This window comes from Pedococcus sp. KACC 23699 (genome assembly GCF_045348425.1).
Lineage (GTDB): Bacteria > Actinomycetota > Actinomycetes > Actinomycetales > Dermatophilaceae > Pedococcus.
The window spans coordinates 869,130-884,238 of sequence record NZ_CP157483.1 but is presented as its reverse complement, the minus strand read 5'-3'; the positions used below and the strand labels follow the sequence as shown (position 1 = coordinate 884,238).

Genomic DNA, 15,109 nt, shown 5'->3' with positions numbered 1-15,109 from the left:
CGAACAATGGCTGCCATTGCCCAGAACCGTGAGACCGACGACAACTTCGACCTGTCCATCGACGGGTCGCTGGCCGGGACGCCCCGCGCGCCCCAGCGCACCAAGCCCGTCAACAGCCGCCTCAACGTGGTCACGACCGAGCGCAAGCACGCGCCGAAGCCGTCCGGCAAGCCGGACCCGGCCGGTCACCTGAGCCCCGAGGAGATCGAGGCCCTCGGCCTCGAGCTCGACGCCCTGCGCCAGGAGGTCCTCGACTCGCGCGGCACCCGCGACGCGGCATACATCCGCAAGGTCCTCAAGTGGCAGCGCGGGCTGGAGATGAGCAGCCGCGCCGTGCTGCTGTTCTCAATCTTCCCGCCGGCGTGGTTCGTCGGCACGGCCGGCCTGTCCGTGGCGAAGATCCTCGAGAACATGGAGCTCGGCCACAACATCATGCACGGCCAGTGGGACTGGATGCGTGACCCGCGGATCCACAGCCAGGAGTGGGAGTGGGACAACGCCACCCCGTCGGAGTTCTGGAAGCACTCGCACAACCAGCTCCACCACACGTTCACCAACGTGATCGGCCGTGACAACGACCTCGGCTACGGCATCATGCGCGTCGACGAGGACCAGAAGTGGGTTCCCGCCTACCTCGGCCAGCCGATCTACAACTTCACCAACATGCTGTTCTTCGAGTACGGCATCGCGGCGTACGACCTCGAGGTCGGCGCGTACCTCAAGGGCCGTGGCAAGACCAAGGAAGAGTTCCGCAACGACGGCGCCAAGGTGCTCAAGAAGATCGGCCGCCACGCCCGTCGCGACTACCTGATCCACCCGCTGCTGTCCGGCCCGTCGTTCTTCCACACCCTGGGTGCGAACTTCGTCGCCAACACGGTCCGCAACGTCTGGACCCACTCGGTCATCATGTGCGGCCACTTCCCCGAGGGCGTCGAGACCTTCGCCAAGACCTCCATCGACGGCGAGACCCGTGGCGAGTGGTACCTGCGCCAGATGCTCGGCTCGGCGAACATCAGCGGCAGCAAGGCCATGCACCTCATGAGCGGCAACCTGTCGCACCAGATCGAGCACCACCTGTTCCCCGACCTGCCGAGCAACCGCTACATCGAGATCGCCCCGCGCATCCAGGAGATCTGTCAGCGCTACGGCCTGAGCTACACCACCGGCCCGCTGCCCAAGCAGGTCGCCTCCGCGTGGAAGCAGGTCATCGTCCTGTCGCTGCCGAACAAGCAGCCCGGCCGCACCCGCGTCGGCATCGCTGCCGAGGCCGTGGGCAAGCGCCTCCGGCGCAAGCTGCGTCACGCCGCCCCCCGCCGCACCGCCTGACCGGTTCGCAGCGGTACGCTTCAGTTCGCCGACGGCCCACCTCCTCTCGCCAGGACGTGGGCCGTCGGTCTGTCCGGCCTCAGGTGCGACGAGCGGTGACCAGCAGGTACTCCCAGTCCAGCACCGTGTGCCCGTCGCCGCGGTCGAAGCGCTCCGCCAGGGCGACGAGGTCACGGTCGAGCGCCGCCACCTTCTCCGGGTCGTCGGCGATGTTGCGGTAGGCCGCGATGGTCGGGCCGTAGTTCGTCTTGAAGAAGTCGCGGAACTCCTGCGGCGTCTCGAACCCGTCGACGACGAGGTCCTGCTGGACCGCGTGCAGGTCCTCCACCCGGTCGCCGAACAGCCCGCGCACGTGGTCGAGGTGTCCCCACAGCGGCGGCGGCTGGGCGCCGGTGGGCGGCGGCGCGGCATACGGCTTCATCGTCGCGAACATCTGCCCGATGAAGCCCTCCGGCGTCCAGCTGAGGACACCGATGGTCCCCCCGGGACGGCAGGTGCGCACGAGCTCGTCCGCCACGAGCTGGTGGTGCGGCGCGAACATCACGCCCACGCAGGACACGACGGCGTCGAACTCGCCGTCGGCGAACGGCTGGGCCTCGGCGTCGACCGTCTGCCAGGTGATGGCCAGCCCCTCCCGCTGCGCGTCGGCCCTGCCTCGGGTGAGCAGCTCGGGGGTGAGGTCGCTCGCGACGACCTCGGCACCGGTGCGCGCTGCCGGTATGGCGACGTTGCCCGACCCGGCGGCGACGTCGTGGATCCGTTGTCCTGCAGTGATGCCCGCCGCCTCGACGAGGGCCGGACCGAGCGGCGAGATCACCTCGCGAGCGACGGCGGCGTAGTCGCCGAGCGCCCAGAGTGCGGCGTGCTTGGCCTTGAGGGCCCGGTCCTCGGCGGTGCCGGTGACGGCTGTCGTGGTGCCGTAGCTGGAGTCGGAACTGGAGTTGGCGGTGGTGCTGGTCCTGGTGGTGCTGTGCGTGGTGCTCATGGTCTCTCCCCGTGGTCGTGTCCCCTGCGGTCACGACGTTAGGAGCGCGGCACGGTGCCCCACATCGGCGCGTGCACGTACCTGCGTGACGTCGTCGCGGCGGTTCGTGTGCACCGGGCGGTGTGGGCTGGCGGCATACGCGTAGGTCCGCGGCGCCGTTCGGCGCACGCCAGGTGGCTGGGGCTAGAGCTTCGCCCAGTCGCCCTCGGAGACGACCTCGACGGAGCCGTCGACCACCGTGATGGCCGTCTGCTCGTCGATGACGTAGGCGGGGACGCCGAGGTCGGCAGCCCAGCGCTCGGCGTGAGCCATGGTGTTGGTCGGGAAGGCGTTCAGGTGGGGGAAGATCGAGAAGTCGACGACGCCAAGGGTGCGGTCATCCAGCGCAGCCGGCCACTCAACAAAGTAGTCCCCGATGCGAGGCGTCATCACCATGCTCCCCGCACTCACGCCCACCCAGACGGTGTCGGGCAGCGATGGCAGCAGGTCGGCGAGGCCGGACTCCCGCATCCAGTGCGCCAGGTAGGTCGCGTCGCCGCCGTCGACCAGGAGCACGTCGGCATCGCGAACCCAGGGCTCCCATCGCTGCGCGCCGATGGAGGGCAGCGCGGTCAGCTCGAGGACCCCGAGCGAGGCCCAGCCGAGGCCTGTGAAGGGCTGCCAGGCAGGCTTGGCCGCCACCATCCCCTGCACGGAACCCGGACCGCACATGGGGTGGCCCCACTGGGCCGTCGGTATGCAGAGCGCGTGGCACTCGTCCACGGGCTTGCCGAGCAGCTCCACCAGTGCCGAGTGGATGCTCGGGTTCGTGACACCGCCCGAGGTGAGCAGGAGCTTCACGGTGCCTCCGAAGGTTCGCGCAGAAGGGTCATGTGACTGAAGACCAGGTGCAAGGCTGGAAATCATCGCACCCGGGGCGCCTGCGCGAAGCTGATCGGTCGGACCGGCCGCGAGAGGTTTCTGTGGGTTTGGGCACGGGCTGGCATCCCCTGAACGGGCGCGAAAGCAGCTGCATCTGCCAAAGCGCAGACGCGAAGGTCGTTGCGCCACGAAACTACGGTCTGATGCGGGAAGTGGCCCGCTCAACAGAGAACGGAATGGCTCATGCAGAAGTACATCTCGAAGCTTCGCGGCAGCCGGACCGAGCGCGGCGCAACCGCGGTCGAGTACGGCTTGATGGTGGCTCTCATCGCCATCGTCATCATTGCGGCAGTCGTCCTGCTGGGGAACAACCTGTCGTCCTTGTTCAACTCGGCGGCCACCAGCATCTGATCGGTGGCCCGGCCCGCTCCGAGCCTGCTCAGGCGCGGGTGAGGAGTCGGGCCACTGCCGCGGTGCGGGCAGACTTCCCGTGCAGGTCGAGCTTGGCGTAGGTGTTGCTCAGGTGCCGTTCGACAGTGCGGACACTCAGGTGCAACGACGACGCGATCTCGTCGTTGTCGAGTCCTCGCGCCGCGAGCTGGAGGATCTCGAGCTCGCGCGGTGAGAGGGCTCGGAGGTCGATGGCACGGGAGCCGCCCGCGGGGTCCATGGGGGACTCCAGCACGCCCGGCGGGGCGGCCTCCTCGAGGAAGGCCGCGAGCTCGGCGCAGAAGACCTGCCAGGCGGGTTCGTCCTCGAGGACGATGTGGTTGTCGCTCTCGAGCGCCACGAGCCGCGCGCCACTGATGCCGCTGGCCAGCTGTCGCGCCTCCTTGAACGCGTTCATCCGGTCGCCCCGCGAGTGCATCACCAGGGTCGGCACATCGAGATCGGCCATCAGGTCGGAGGCGTCGGCGGCCTTGCGCTCGCGACGTGAGGTGCGGGCGGTGTCGGCATCGGTGGACACGCGCTGCAGCTCGTCGAGCCAGACGTGCTGCTCCTGCGTGGCGTCGGGGATCATCAGCGACGTGAAGACCCGCCGGAAGGCCGAGTCCGGTCGGGCCCAGCCCACCTTGATGAGCTGGTCGAACGTGTCGTTGAGCTCGATGTCGGCCGGGTCGTCGTCGGGCAGGCCGCAGTAGCTGCCGTAGAACACCAGTCGCGACACCCGCTCCGGGTGCCGATGGGTGTAGGTGATCGCCACGGGGCCGCCCTGGGCCATGGCCAGCAGGGCGAAACGGTCGAGCCCGGCGTCCTCGACCACCGCCTCGAGGTCGCCGAGCCGGGCTGTGAGGCTGTGGTCCGTGACCCCGCGGTCGGACAGGCCGTGCCCCCGCTCGTCGAAGCGGATGACCGTGTGGTCGCGGCCCCACTCATCGAGGTAGTGCCTCCAGACCGGTGACTGCCAGTCGTACTGGAGGTGGCTCAGCCAGCAGGAGTCCACGACGAGGGGCGGACCCGAGCCGTGCACGGCATACGCGATCCGCACGCCGTCCGGGGCGCGACAGAACCTGATCTCCTGCCTCGGTGCCGGTGGCTGGCCCGCCATGTCTTCGATGGTACGACCGTGGGGACCACGGGGAGGGGTGACAGGGCAGTCAGTCGGTGGCGACCGGCGGGCACGTGGCCCCGGACGGCGTGCAGACCCGGAAGTCCGCGGCGACGAGCATGCGGTGCCGAACGAAGCCCGACCGGTAGGTCACCTCGTAGCAGCTGTAGTGCCACGCGCCCATGACCGGGGAGTATGCCGCCTCAGCCCAGCTCGGCGAGCCACTTCCGGATGGACTCGTTGTGCTGGCCCAGGGCAGGTGGGGCGTCGTGGACCTCGCGTCCACCGGCGAAGGTGTTGTCGTCGAAGCGGATCGGCGGTCCCGGCACCTCGATCGGGCCGAGCACGGGGTGGTCGATGTCTAGGACGAGGCCTTGGGATCGGGTCTGGTCCCAGTCATAGACGCGGTCGATGGTGCGCACCTCGCCTGCGGGGACGCCGATCTCGTCGAGTCGGGTGAGTAGGTCGCTCAGCCCGATGTCGGCGAAGGCGTCATCGAGGAGCTGCGTCACCTCGTCGCGCCTGGCCACTCGCTCGCGGTTGGTCGCCAGACCCGGGGCCAACGGGTCGATGCCGAACGCGGTGGCGAGCTTGACCCACAACGCTTCACTGCCACAGGCGATCTGGATCATCCCGTCGGCGCACGTGAACAAGCCGTAGGGGCAGATGGACGGGTGGTGGTTGCCCTGCCCGTGCCCGACCTCACCGGCGACCGTGTACCGCGTGCCCTGGAAGGCGTGCACCCCGACGATCGCTGCCAACAATGACGTGCGCACCACCCGACCGCGACCGGTGGTGGCACGTTCGTGCAGGGCGGCGACGACGCCGTACGCGCCATACATGCCGGCGAGGAGGTCGCCGATGGGGACGCCGACGCGCATGGGGGACTGGGGGTTCGGTCCGGTGAGCGACATCAGGCCCGCCTCGCCCTGGGCGATCTGGTCGTACCCGGCGCGGCCGCCTTGCGGGCCGTCGTGGCCGAAGCCGCTGATGGACAGGACGACGAGGCGGGGGTTGAGCTCGTGGAGGCGCGCGACGGTGAAGCCGAGCCGGTCGAGGACTCCAGGCCGGAAGTTCTCGATCAGGACGTCGCTGTGTCGGACCAGCCGGGTGAGGACGTCACGGCCGTCGTCGGACTTGAGGTCGAGGGTGAGCGACTCCTTGTTGCGGTTGCAGGACAGGAAGTACGTCGAGATCGGGTCGTCCTCGGGTCCCACGAAGGGCGGACCCCAGCCCCGGGACTCGTCTCCAGTGCCGGGCGTCTCGACCTTGATGACACGGGCGCCCATGTCTCCCAACATCATTCCCGCGTGTGGTCCGGCCAGGGCGCGGGACAGGTCGATCACGGTGATGTCTTCCAATGGTGCGCTCACCGCCACAGTCTTTCAGGGTGGTCGGGGTTTCAGGGAGGGTATGGCGCCGAGCTACGCGTCTGTCTTGGGCCCGGAGTGCACTCGTGTGCCGGCCCGGGACCGGTTGGCCTGGGAGGCGAGTGAGTCTGTCGACCTTGGCCAGGTCCAGGCGTAGTAGATGACACCAGCCAGCAGAGCGACCTCGGTGATGCTGCCGAGGATGTAGTAGTTCCACTCGCCGACCGCGCCACCCGCGATCGTCACCGCGTAGAGGGCGGCGGCAACGATGTTGGCCAGCCGCGTGACCCTCGCCGGCAGGACGAGGCTCAGGAACACCAGCAGGCTGGGAACCAGGACGTAGATGGTCACGCCGAGCAGGAAGCCTTGTCCGATGGTGAAGGTGAACATCTTGCCGGCTTCGATGTCGGACCGTACGTCAGCTCGGAACGAGCTGAACAGGTCCACGTACGCGAAGATGAACAGCATGGACGTCCACAGCGCGGCGATCTTGATCCGTGGGCTGATCCGGTAGTCCTGGTAGTGGGTCGTGGTGGACACGGTGACCTCCCGAGGCTGTTCGGGCGCATCGCCCGATGGCGCGGGACCATCCCGCTCCCATATCCGCTCAGGTAGCCACAACCTGGGCGCCCCCCGGAACCGGTCGAGCTTGCCGGCGGACTCCGAAGAAGATCAGGTACCCGACGATCCAGAACTCGCCGATCGTGGCGGGCACGGTCAGCAACCCGGTCGCGAGCCCGGCATCCGCGAACGCGTAGCTGACGAACGTGCTGAGCACGTAGCCCACCCCGCCGATCATCAGCAGCTGGCCCAAGGGCCGCGGAAGCCACCGTGAGCGCACCACGAGCCAGCCCATCGGGATCAGCCACAGCCCGAAGAACAAGCCCCCGACCCCCCAGAGGTGACCGCTGACGACGTACGAGAGCTGAACGGTTGCTGCCGCACCGCCGGGCACGGCCAACGACCGGCCATCGGCGACGTCGAGTGCCGTGGCGAGCATCGCCGCGCTGCCCAGGATCGCCACGGCGTTGACCATCCCGAACACCGCGACCAACCCTGCGGCGAACGTGTCGACGCTGCGGAACAGGCGGTAGAACCACACGGCCACGAGGGCCTGGGTCAGCACGATCGCCAGCTCGAGCACGATGCCGAGGCGCGCCATCGACGGGTGCTGGACCAGGTTGGACAACGTGGCGCCGGGGTGGTCGGCAACGTAGAGCTGGCCGCGGACCACCTGGAACCCGAGCAGCCCGGTGACAGCGAGTCCGAGGTACAGCAGTCCGGTCGTGCGGGCGGTGCTGTTGAGCTCGGCTCCCATCGCCTCCGAGCTCGACCCGGACGGGGCGTTCGTCGTGGTCATCGCAAAGCTCCTCGCACAGGATGGATCGAGCGGGTTCAGAACTTGCCGAGCGCGATCTCCGAGAGCAGCAGGACGGCAGGGAGAAGCCCGAAAGCCGTGGCGACCATGACCATCCAGGACCGGTCGTGATGACGTCCGATCGCGATGGCGCCGGTGACTAGAGCAGCGACCGCTGACAGCCAGATCCCGACGCCCCACACGAGCTGCGCCCAGCTGTCGGTGTAGCTGTCGGCGGGTTCGACGATGCCGAGTGCAAAGGAGAGCACGAGCAGGACGATGCCGCTCACGCTCAACGCTGCAAGCGCGACCGCCCGCCGACCGACGCGCGACTCCGGCAACCCCCGCATGCCGGGGTGAGTCCTGGGCGGCGTGGTCATACCTTCAGTCTCCTTGTGCGTGACCTGAGCCCCAGAGTCCAAGGTCCCACCCACTCACCGCCGATGGGGCCGGGGCGCTGCAGCTGGATCGCGGATAGGGTCACCGGGCATGGACATGCTGACGGGGGAACAGATCGCCGAGGCCAGGCTGACGGACTGGCGCAAGCTGGCCCAGGGCCTGCACGCCCGTTTCCTGGTCGACGGGTTCGGCGCAGGCGCACGGTTCGTCGCCGCGGTGGGCGAGGCGGGGGACTTGGTCGGACACCATCCGAGCGTGTCGATCGGCGATGGGCACGTCGACCTCAGGCTCGTCAGCGCCGACGCCATCTATCGCGATGACGAGGGCACCGAGCACGTCGTCGAGTGGGTGACCCAGCAGGACGTCGACCTCGCCGGGCACATCACCGAGATCGCTGCCGGCCTCGAGCTCGACGCCGACCCGGCTTCCGTCAGCGTCATCGAGCTCGGTCTGGACACGCCGCACTCCGCGACCATCGCCCCGGTGTGGGCCGCCCTGCTGACCGGGAACGCGGAGTCCCAGGGTCGGGGGACCCCGAGCGACGAGATCCGGGATGCGACCGGGCGGGTGCCGAACCTGTGGTTCGGGGATGCCGACGAACCCGAGACCCCACGTCAGCGGTTCCACGTGGAGATCTACGTGCCGACCGAGGCCGCCCAGCAACGGATCGCCGCCGCGGTCGCCGCAGGAGGGACCGTCGTCGATGACAGCGAGGCGCCCTCCCTCACGGTGATTGCCGACCAGGACGGCAACAGGGGAGTTCTCTGCGTCGCCGAGCGCCCCGCGACGACAGGCTGAGCGACCGAGTCGACGAGCCTTTACCGGCGGAACACTCGCCGCCAGAGGCCAGGTGATTTCTGACGACCGTCGCCAGGGTCCGCGGGCTGGCGGCCATCGCTTGCCTTCGTCGCGTCGACGCCGACCACGATCCCCTGGCGAGAGTTTGCACGGACGGGGGCCTGGATGCCCCCGTCCTCACCGAGCTTCACCGCCTGGACGTTCTTCCACAGGCTCGAACCGAATCCGTCGTCGGGCATCTCGCACTCCCTCCCGTTGCCCCCAGTATGGCTCCGACGCCGAGCGATCCTGAGCGTATGCAGCTGTCGAGCCATCGAGCGGTGGCGCCCGGGGTCTAGCGCGTCAAGGGCCGGACGAAGAGCGTCGTGACCCTGGTGGACCGGCAACCCGTGGTCCGGTAGGGGACGAACTTCGCGAGGGTGGACCCGGGCACGTAGACGCGTAGTCCGTCGACGGGAGTGGGCCGGCAGGTGGAGGCGGGGTAGTTCTGGACGTTGACGAGGCGGATCGGCGCGTCCGCGTGCTGCCTGGGCGCCAAGGTGATCGTCCTGATCGTTCCGGCGTCCCAGGTGGCGGCACGTCCGATCTGGGTGCCATTGCCGAAGCCGACGTAGGAGACGCCGGGGTAGCCCCGCGTCCAGCACGTGCCGCGGCTGGTATTCGTCAGGCGCAGGTCGCCGACAAGGCTGCCGGCGGCGCCCTGGAGGTTGACGAGCCTCACGGCCAGGCTGGAGTTGCCGCAGTGCGGTGTGGCGGCCTGCGCCGACGCCGGTGCTGCGCCGAGCGTGGCGACAGTCAGTCCGGCTGCACACGTCAGGGTGAGGATCATTTTCTTGGTCATGGGAGCGACCCCCTTGTCGGTTCCGGCGGGCGGTTGGCCGCCACCCTCTGAGACGCCCGAGCCATGGTCGGGGTTGTGGGCGACCGGTCAAGGAGCCCACCGGAGTTCTCGCGTGGGGCCTGCGCCCCGCCGGGCGCGCGTCATACCGATGCGAACCGACCCTGACACCTACCAACGGTCAGGGGGTGCGCCGGTCCGCCGGTATGAGGCTGTACACGTACATGTCCTTGGGCTCGTCGCCCACCTTCTCCCAGGCTCGTAGCAGTCCCTCCCGCAGGAAGCCGCAGGACTCGGCCGCCCGCCAGGACCCCTCATTCCATGGTTCGACGAACAGCTGCAGTCGCGCGACCTCCTCGAGGCCGGTCGCCCACTGCGTGAGTGCCAGCAGCGCTGCGCGTGCGTAGCTGCGGCGGCGAAACTGCGATGCGATCCAGTACCCGGTCGACGCGCGACCAGTGGCAACGTCCCGGGTCCACAGGCCGATCTGCCCGACTGCGTCGTCGGTCTCGTGATCGGCGATCGCGAACGAGTAGCCGACGCCGGTCGCCAGGCGCTGATGCTGCCGCACGAGATACGCCTCGACGTCAGCGTGGGAGCCGCTCGCAGGGACGGTGGTGATCAGTGGGATCAGGGGGTCCTTGGAGGCGGAGGCGATGACCTCGGCGTCGCGCGACTCGAACGCGCGCAACGTGACGGGGGGATTCGTCAGGCGGGGCATCGTGGTGGGCAACATGCGCCGAGTCTCTGCGGAGCCGAGAGGCGCAGCAAGCCGAGCAACTGGACACCTGGTCGCCTGGACACCCGGCCGGCGCTGCGTCCTATGGGACGCGAGCTCAGGACGGTGGGTCACCTCGAAGCCAGCGCGTGGTGCGCCCGCCGAGCCCGTCGGCCTTCGGGCGGGATGGAGTTGCTGGTGCCTGCGGACCGGGCCGCCCACCCTGCTCGTAGTAGCGAAGGGTCTCGACCACCTGGTCGAGGAAGTCGTCGATCTCGCGCTCTTCGTACCCTCGGCGGAACGACGTCGAGGTGAAGGTGCGGTTCGTGACTTCGTCGGATGTCAGCATGCAGACGATCATGGCGGACGACCGATGAGTTTGGTGTGCCCGCTCGGTCTGCCCACGCGACAACATCACCAGCATCCAGGAGACCGCATGCGCAAGGTCGTTCTCTACACCCTGCTGTCCCTCGACGGGGCGGTCGACGATCCCGACAGGTTCTTCGCCCGGGACGGGGAGAGGGCCGAGGTCCCCGAGTTCGACACCGCAATGGTCGACAACGAGGAAGAGATCATCGCGACGCAGGACACCGTGCTCCTGGGCCGCGCCATGTATGACGCGTGGTCGAGGTTCTGGCCGACGGCGGAGCACCAGCCCTTCGCCAACTTCATCAACAACGTCAAGAAGTACGTCGTGACCTCCACACCGTTGTCGAACACCTGGCACAACGCCGAGCCGGTCCATGGACCCGTGGAGCAGGTCGTGCGGGACCTCAAGGCCCGTCCCGGGGCGGACATCGGCATCCATGGCAGCATCCAGCTGGCGCAGTCGATGCTGGCGGCGGGACTCGTCGACACGCTGCAGCTGGTGGTCGGCCCCACCATGGGATTCACCGGGCGCAAGCTGTTCGACGGTACCGACCGGCCCCACCGACTCGACCTCGTCCGGGCACGACCCACACCCAGTGGCGCCCTGCTGCTGACCTACCACGACCGAGGACGACGCTGATGTCACTGACCCGGATCCACAACTTCTCCATCTCGCTCGACGGCTTCGCCACCGGCGAACCACAGACCCTCGATGCGCCCTTCGGTCATGCCGGCCAGCGCCTGCACCGGTGGATGATGGCCACGCGGCTCTGGGACGCTAGCGGAACCGACGGAGTGGACAACGCCTTCGCGCAGCGCCACGGGCCCGGCATCGGCGCAGAGATCATGGGCGCCAACAAGTTCGGGCCGCCCGGATGGGCGGACGACCCGGACTGGAGGGGCTGGTGGGGCCCGAACCCGCCGTTCCACACACCGGTCTTCGTCCTCACCCACCACCCGCACGCCTCGATGGAGATGGAGGGCGGCACCACGTTCCACTTCCTCGACGCCAGCCCGGCCGAGGCGCTCGAGATCGCTCGCGAGGCAGCCGATGGGCAGGACGTCCGGATCGGCGGTGGCCCCACCATGGTCCGTGACTTCCTCGCCGCAGGTCTCGTCGACCACATGCATCTCGTCCAGACCCCGATCGTGCTCGGCCGCGGCGTCCGTCTCTGGGACGGCTTGGAGTCCTTGGAGGACGCCTACGAGGTCGAGACGGTCTCGTCGCCCAGCGGCGTCACCCACCTCACCTTCACGCGCAAGGTGCCCTAGGGGGCGTCGAGGCCGAGGACTGCGAGCTTTTCCTCCACAAGCCTGCGGACCAGGTCGTCTGGGAGGGGCTCGTCGACCGGGAAGTGGAGTGAGCCACTCGTGTGCTCGTAACCGCTGATGGCGTCTCCCAGGTCTGAAAGGACCCTGCCGCTGTGAGGGAGGTATGCCAGGTGGTGCTTGAACGCCGCGAAGCCCGCCACGACCTTCCCGTCGACACGGAATGCCGGCATGCCGTAGGAGATGCACTCCTGCGCGTCGGGGACGACGGTGAGGATCGACCGGCGCAGGGCTTCGAGTGTGCTGCGCTTGGGTTCATCGAGCCCAGCCAGGTACTCATCGACCTCGTCAGCTGGCACGGCGGCGGCCCCTTCCAAGGCCTCAGGTAGCCCGTGTCGGCTGCGCCAGGGCGCCCAGCGTGGACAGGAGCGGTCGGGCGAGCTCGGGCACCGTGCTGTCGGACCACGTCAGGGTCCGGCTGCGCGCGCCCTGCCTGATCCGCACCGTGTAGCTGAACTGGTCGGCGCCGGGGCCGGGAGGGGGCGGCGAGGCGCGCTCCCCACCCTCAGCCTCGGTGGTGGCGCCCAGCAGGTCGGTCGCCACCCGCGCCTGGTCCTCGGGCAGGTCGGCTCCAAGGCACTCGGCCGCCATCACGATCCCTGCGAACCCACCACTGCGGCGGTAGATGAGGTGGAGCTCTTCGGTGGCCACGACTCGAGGATAGGGCTGGCGTTCGGGTGATCGTCCGGAGTCCGGAACCATGGGCCTCGTCAGCGGACCTTGACCTTGACGGCTTCCCACCCGCTCTTGACCGCGGCGGCCTCGCTGCTGCTGCTGCCGAAGCGGGTCCTCGCGGAGCGCAGGGTGAGCCCGGCGAACCGGGAGAACGTCGCGGTGGGGTGGAGCCGCGGGTCGGCGAGCGTGTCGTACCAGATCTGTCCTGCCGCCTCCCAGGCGTTGCCCCCGATGGCCGTGGCGATCAGGTAGAAGGCGTGGTTGGGGATGCCGGAGTTGGTGTGGACGCCCCCGTTGTCCGACGTGGTGTGGACGTAGCCGTCCATCGTCGAGGGCTGGTTGTCGTACTGGTTGGCCGTGCCCGGGGCCTTCATCGACCGCAGTGCGGGCGCCAGCTGCGGTCCGACGATGTCAGCGCCGATGAGCCAGTCGGCGGTCGCCGCGTCCTGCCCGAGCTGGTACTGCTTGACGAGCGAGCCGAACACGTCGGAGACCGACTCGTTGAGCGCGCCGGACTGGCCGGAGTACCGCAGGTTGGCCTCGTGCTGGGTCACCCCGTGGGTCAGCTCGTGCCCGACGACGTCGATGCCCTTGGTCGTGTCAGTGAGCATCTGGCCGTCGCCGTCACCGAAGAACATGTGACCGGCACCGTCCCAGAACGCGTTGTCGTAGTTGGTGCCGAAGTGGACCAGGCCCTGGATCTGCATACCTTGGTCGTCGATCGAGTCCCGGTGGAACTGGTCCCAGTACAGCTTGTACGTGTACCCGAAGTTGTCGTACGCCTGGTTGACCGAGACGTCCGACACCGGACCCTGTCCCTCCGACCGCATCAGGGTGCCGGGGGTGGTGGCGTTCGAGTGCTGCTGGTCGTAGATGGCCCGGTCAGGGGTCCCGGCGCCCACGCGTGCCACACCCGTTCGGGTGGGCGCGATGATGCTGGCGGCGGCCTCGGCTCGGGAGACGCGGAAGCTCTGGTCGAGCTGCATCGTCTCCAGCAACGCCTCGCGCTGGTCCGCGTCGGCCTCACGAGCGACCGCGGCGAGCAGGTCGGGCGGGATGATGCACGCGAGTCGTGTCCAGCTGGTCGACGGTGCCGCGCGGTCCCACTCCTTGGCGGATGACTTCGACATGTCCACTCCTGTCTGCGATTTCCGATACGTGAGCGTTCGGATGCCGTGACCAGGAGGGGACGCCGAAGTGGCGCCTGGTCCTGCACGCGGCAAGAGCACGCGGGGACGGCGGCCGCAGCGGCGACGCCGCGCCCCTGCACGGCCACCTGACGGTCATCAAAGACCTGACTTCGACTCCATGCTCATGGGGCGGTGACCGCTTGTCATCATGCGTTTGTGTGATCTTGCGGCTGGTGGCGACGAGCGAGTGCGATGGCCCGGCCGGGAAGGTCAGCGGGGGAGGTGCGCTTCGAGGCGCGCCACCGCGCCGTCGACGTCGGTGAGCTTGTCGAGGCCGAACAGGCCGAGGCGGAACGTGGAGAAGTCGTCGCGTTCGCCGCACATCAGCGGTACGCCTGCAGCCACCTGCATCCCGCCCTGCTTGAACTTCGCGCCCGTCTTGATCTCGGGGTCGTCGGTGAAGGACACCACGACGCTCGACGCAGCGAACCCCTCCGCTGCAACAGAAGGGAACCCGCGCTCAGCCAGCAACGCTCGCACGCGGCCACCGAGCGAGACCTGGGCATCGCGCAATACGTCGAGGCCCTGCGCACGGGTCTCGAGCATGAGGGCGGCGTCGCGCGCGAGGGAGTCCGTGGGCATCGTCGCGTGGTACGGCGTCTGGCCCTGGGTGTACGCCTCGGTGATGGTCAGCCACTTCTGCAGGTCGACCGCGAAGCTGCTGGAGGTCGTGGCCATCACGCGCTCGCGACCCGCCTCGGAGAGCATGACGAACCCTGCGCACGGGGACCCGCTCCACCCCTTCTGCGGCGCACTGAGCAGCACGTCGACGTGGAGGTCGGTCATGTCGGCCCACAGCGCACCGGAGGCGATGCAGTCGAGGACGAACAGGCCGCCCACGGCGTGCGTCGCATCGGCGACCGCGCGGACGTAGTCGTCCGGCAGGAGGATGCCCGCGGCGGTCTCGACGTGCGCCGCGAAGACGACCTCGGGTCGGTCGCGCTCGATGGCCTCGACCACCTCGGCAACGGGAGCCGGCGCCCACGGTGCCTGCGGCTCGTCCGAAGCCGGACGAGCGCGGCACACGGTCGTCGCGCTGGCCACGGAGCCCGCGTCGAGGATCTGCGACCAGCGGTAGGAGAACAGGCCGTTGCGCACGACGAGGCACTGACGGCCGGTCGCCAGCTGCCTGGCCACGGCTTCCATCGCGTAGGTGCCACCACCCGGGACGACCGCAACGGTGTGCGCGGCGTAGGTCTCGCGCAGGACGTCGATGATGTCCTGCATCACCCCGACGAAGCGCTTCGACATGTGGTTGAGCGAACGGTCGGTGAAGACGACCGAGTACTCGAGCAGGCCGTCAGGGTCGATCTCGGTGCGGGGAAGGGTCACAGCCAGCAGGTTG

General features: G+C 68.8%; 21 protein-coding genes. 5 read left to right on the top strand and 16 right to left on the bottom strand.

Annotated features, from left to right (window positions below; all coding sequences use genetic code 11):
* Positions 1-6 precede the first annotated feature (6 nt).
* The gene (locus ABEG17_RS04065) at positions 7-1,326 is read left to right on the top strand and encodes a fatty acid desaturase family protein (RefSeq protein ID WP_406832007.1); all 1,320 of its coding nucleotides are present in this window, start codon (positions 7-9) and stop codon (positions 1,324-1,326) included.
* Positions 1,327-1,405: 79 nt separating this feature from the next.
* Here the strand turns inward: ABEG17_RS04065 and ABEG17_RS04060 are convergent, their stop codons facing one another.
* Entirely contained in the window at positions 1,406-2,311 is a 906-nt protein-coding gene (locus tag ABEG17_RS04060; RefSeq protein WP_406832006.1) for a class I SAM-dependent methyltransferase, read from the bottom strand.
* 183 nt (positions 2,312-2,494) lie between these two features.
* Entirely contained in the window at positions 2,495-3,151 is a 657-nt protein-coding gene (locus ABEG17_RS04055) for a Type 1 glutamine amidotransferase-like domain-containing protein (RefSeq protein ID WP_406832005.1), read from the bottom strand.
* Between the two features lie 264 nt (positions 3,152-3,415).
* Between ABEG17_RS04055 and ABEG17_RS04050 the strand changes: the two genes are divergently transcribed.
* Positions 3,416-3,583: a Flp family type IVb pilin gene (locus tag ABEG17_RS04050; RefSeq protein ID WP_406832004.1), complete on the top strand. Its 168-nt coding sequence runs from the start codon at positions 3,416-3,418 to the stop codon at positions 3,581-3,583.
* A gap of 28 nt (positions 3,584-3,611) precedes the next feature.
* Here ABEG17_RS04050 and ABEG17_RS04045 read toward each other — a convergent pair whose 3' ends face one another.
* The 6 genes from ABEG17_RS04045 to ABEG17_RS04020 all read right to left on the bottom strand — a co-directional run bounded on the left by ABEG17_RS04045 (position 3,612) and on the right by ABEG17_RS04020 (position 7,828).
* Positions 3,612-4,721 (bottom strand): alpha/beta fold hydrolase, encoded by a 1,110-nt coding sequence (locus tag ABEG17_RS04045; protein ID WP_406832003.1) that lies wholly within the window; start codon positions 4,719-4,721, stop codon positions 3,612-3,614.
* A 49-nt stretch (positions 4,722-4,770) separates the two neighbouring features.
* A complete protein-coding gene (locus tag ABEG17_RS04040) occupies positions 4,771-4,905 on the bottom strand; it encodes a hypothetical protein (protein ID WP_406832002.1) in 135 nt (44 codons plus the stop codon).
* 19 nt (positions 4,906-4,924) lie between these two features.
* Positions 4,925-6,094: a CaiB/BaiF CoA transferase family protein gene (locus ABEG17_RS04035; protein ID WP_406832001.1), complete on the bottom strand. Its 1,170-nt coding sequence runs from the start codon at positions 6,092-6,094 to the stop codon at positions 4,925-4,927.
* Between the two features lie 51 nt (positions 6,095-6,145).
* Complete coding sequence (locus tag ABEG17_RS04030) at positions 6,146-6,631, bottom strand: DUF6326 family protein (RefSeq protein ID WP_406832000.1); 486 nt, start codon at positions 6,629-6,631, stop codon at positions 6,146-6,148.
* 67 nt (positions 6,632-6,698) lie between these two features.
* Positions 6,699-7,451: a DUF4386 domain-containing protein gene (locus ABEG17_RS04025; RefSeq protein WP_406831999.1), complete on the bottom strand. Its 753-nt coding sequence runs from the start codon at positions 7,449-7,451 to the stop codon at positions 6,699-6,701.
* 35 nt (positions 7,452-7,486) lie between these two features.
* Positions 7,487-7,828 carry a hypothetical protein gene (locus ABEG17_RS04020; RefSeq protein WP_406831998.1) on the bottom strand — a complete coding sequence of 114 codons (342 nt, stop codon included), beginning with the start codon at positions 7,826-7,828 and terminating at the stop codon, positions 7,487-7,489.
* A gap of 109 nt (positions 7,829-7,937) precedes the next feature.
* Between ABEG17_RS04020 and ABEG17_RS04015 the strand changes: the two genes are divergently transcribed.
* The gene (locus ABEG17_RS04015) at positions 7,938-8,645 is read left to right on the top strand and encodes a 4a-hydroxytetrahydrobiopterin dehydratase (protein WP_406831997.1); all 708 of its coding nucleotides are present in this window, start codon (positions 7,938-7,940) and stop codon (positions 8,643-8,645) included.
* 20 nt (positions 8,646-8,665) lie between these two features.
* Here the strand turns inward: ABEG17_RS04015 and ABEG17_RS04010 are convergent, their stop codons facing one another.
* The 4 genes from ABEG17_RS04010 to ABEG17_RS03995 all read right to left on the bottom strand — a co-directional run bounded on the left by ABEG17_RS04010 (position 8,666) and on the right by ABEG17_RS03995 (position 10,550).
* Complete coding sequence (locus ABEG17_RS04010; protein WP_406831996.1) at positions 8,666-8,884, bottom strand: hypothetical protein; 219 nt, start codon at positions 8,882-8,884, stop codon at positions 8,666-8,668.
* A gap of 95 nt (positions 8,885-8,979) precedes the next feature.
* Positions 8,980-9,486 (bottom strand): DUF4232 domain-containing protein, encoded by a 507-nt coding sequence (locus tag ABEG17_RS04005; RefSeq protein WP_406831995.1) that lies wholly within the window; start codon positions 9,484-9,486, stop codon positions 8,980-8,982.
* A gap of 178 nt (positions 9,487-9,664) precedes the next feature.
* The gene (locus ABEG17_RS04000) at positions 9,665-10,219 is read right to left on the bottom strand and encodes a GNAT family N-acetyltransferase (protein ID WP_406831994.1); all 555 of its coding nucleotides are present in this window, start codon (positions 10,217-10,219) and stop codon (positions 9,665-9,667) included.
* A gap of 100 nt (positions 10,220-10,319) precedes the next feature.
* The gene (locus ABEG17_RS03995) at positions 10,320-10,550 is read right to left on the bottom strand and encodes a DivIVA domain-containing protein (RefSeq protein ID WP_406831993.1); all 231 of its coding nucleotides are present in this window, start codon (positions 10,548-10,550) and stop codon (positions 10,320-10,322) included.
* 87 nt (positions 10,551-10,637) lie between these two features.
* Here ABEG17_RS03995 and ABEG17_RS03990 point away from each other — a divergent pair, with 87 nt between their 5' ends.
* Positions 10,638-11,210 carry a dihydrofolate reductase family protein gene (locus tag ABEG17_RS03990; protein ID WP_406831992.1) on the top strand — a complete coding sequence of 191 codons (573 nt, stop codon included), beginning with the start codon at positions 10,638-10,640 and terminating at the stop codon, positions 11,208-11,210.
* Positions 11,210-11,842 (top strand): dihydrofolate reductase family protein, encoded by a 633-nt coding sequence (locus tag ABEG17_RS03985; RefSeq protein WP_406831991.1) that lies wholly within the window; start codon positions 11,210-11,212, stop codon positions 11,840-11,842. Before ABEG17_RS03990 ends, ABEG17_RS03985 begins: the two co-directional genes overlap by 1 nt.
* On the opposite strand, the gene ABEG17_RS03980 is transcribed toward ABEG17_RS03985, so the two are convergent.
* From ABEG17_RS03980 to ABEG17_RS03965, 4 genes are all read right to left on the bottom strand, one after another.
* Positions 11,839-12,198 carry an iron chaperone gene (locus ABEG17_RS03980; protein ID WP_406831990.1) on the bottom strand — a complete coding sequence of 120 codons (360 nt, stop codon included), beginning with the start codon at positions 12,196-12,198 and terminating at the stop codon, positions 11,839-11,841. The genes ABEG17_RS03985 and ABEG17_RS03980 overlap by 4 nt on opposite strands.
* Positions 12,199-12,220: 22 nt before the next feature.
* Complete coding sequence (locus tag ABEG17_RS03975; RefSeq protein ID WP_406831989.1) at positions 12,221-12,550, bottom strand: protealysin inhibitor emfourin; 330 nt, start codon at positions 12,548-12,550, stop codon at positions 12,221-12,223.
* Positions 12,551-12,609: 59 nt separating this feature from the next.
* A complete protein-coding gene (locus ABEG17_RS03970) occupies positions 12,610-13,704 on the bottom strand; it encodes a M4 family metallopeptidase (protein WP_406831988.1) in 1,095 nt (364 codons plus the stop codon).
* 270 nt (positions 13,705-13,974) lie between these two features.
* The gene (locus ABEG17_RS03965) at positions 13,975-15,096 is read right to left on the bottom strand and encodes an alanine--glyoxylate aminotransferase family protein (RefSeq protein ID WP_406831987.1); all 1,122 of its coding nucleotides are present in this window, start codon (positions 15,094-15,096) and stop codon (positions 13,975-13,977) included.
* Between the last annotated feature and the right edge of the window lie 13 nt (positions 15,097-15,109).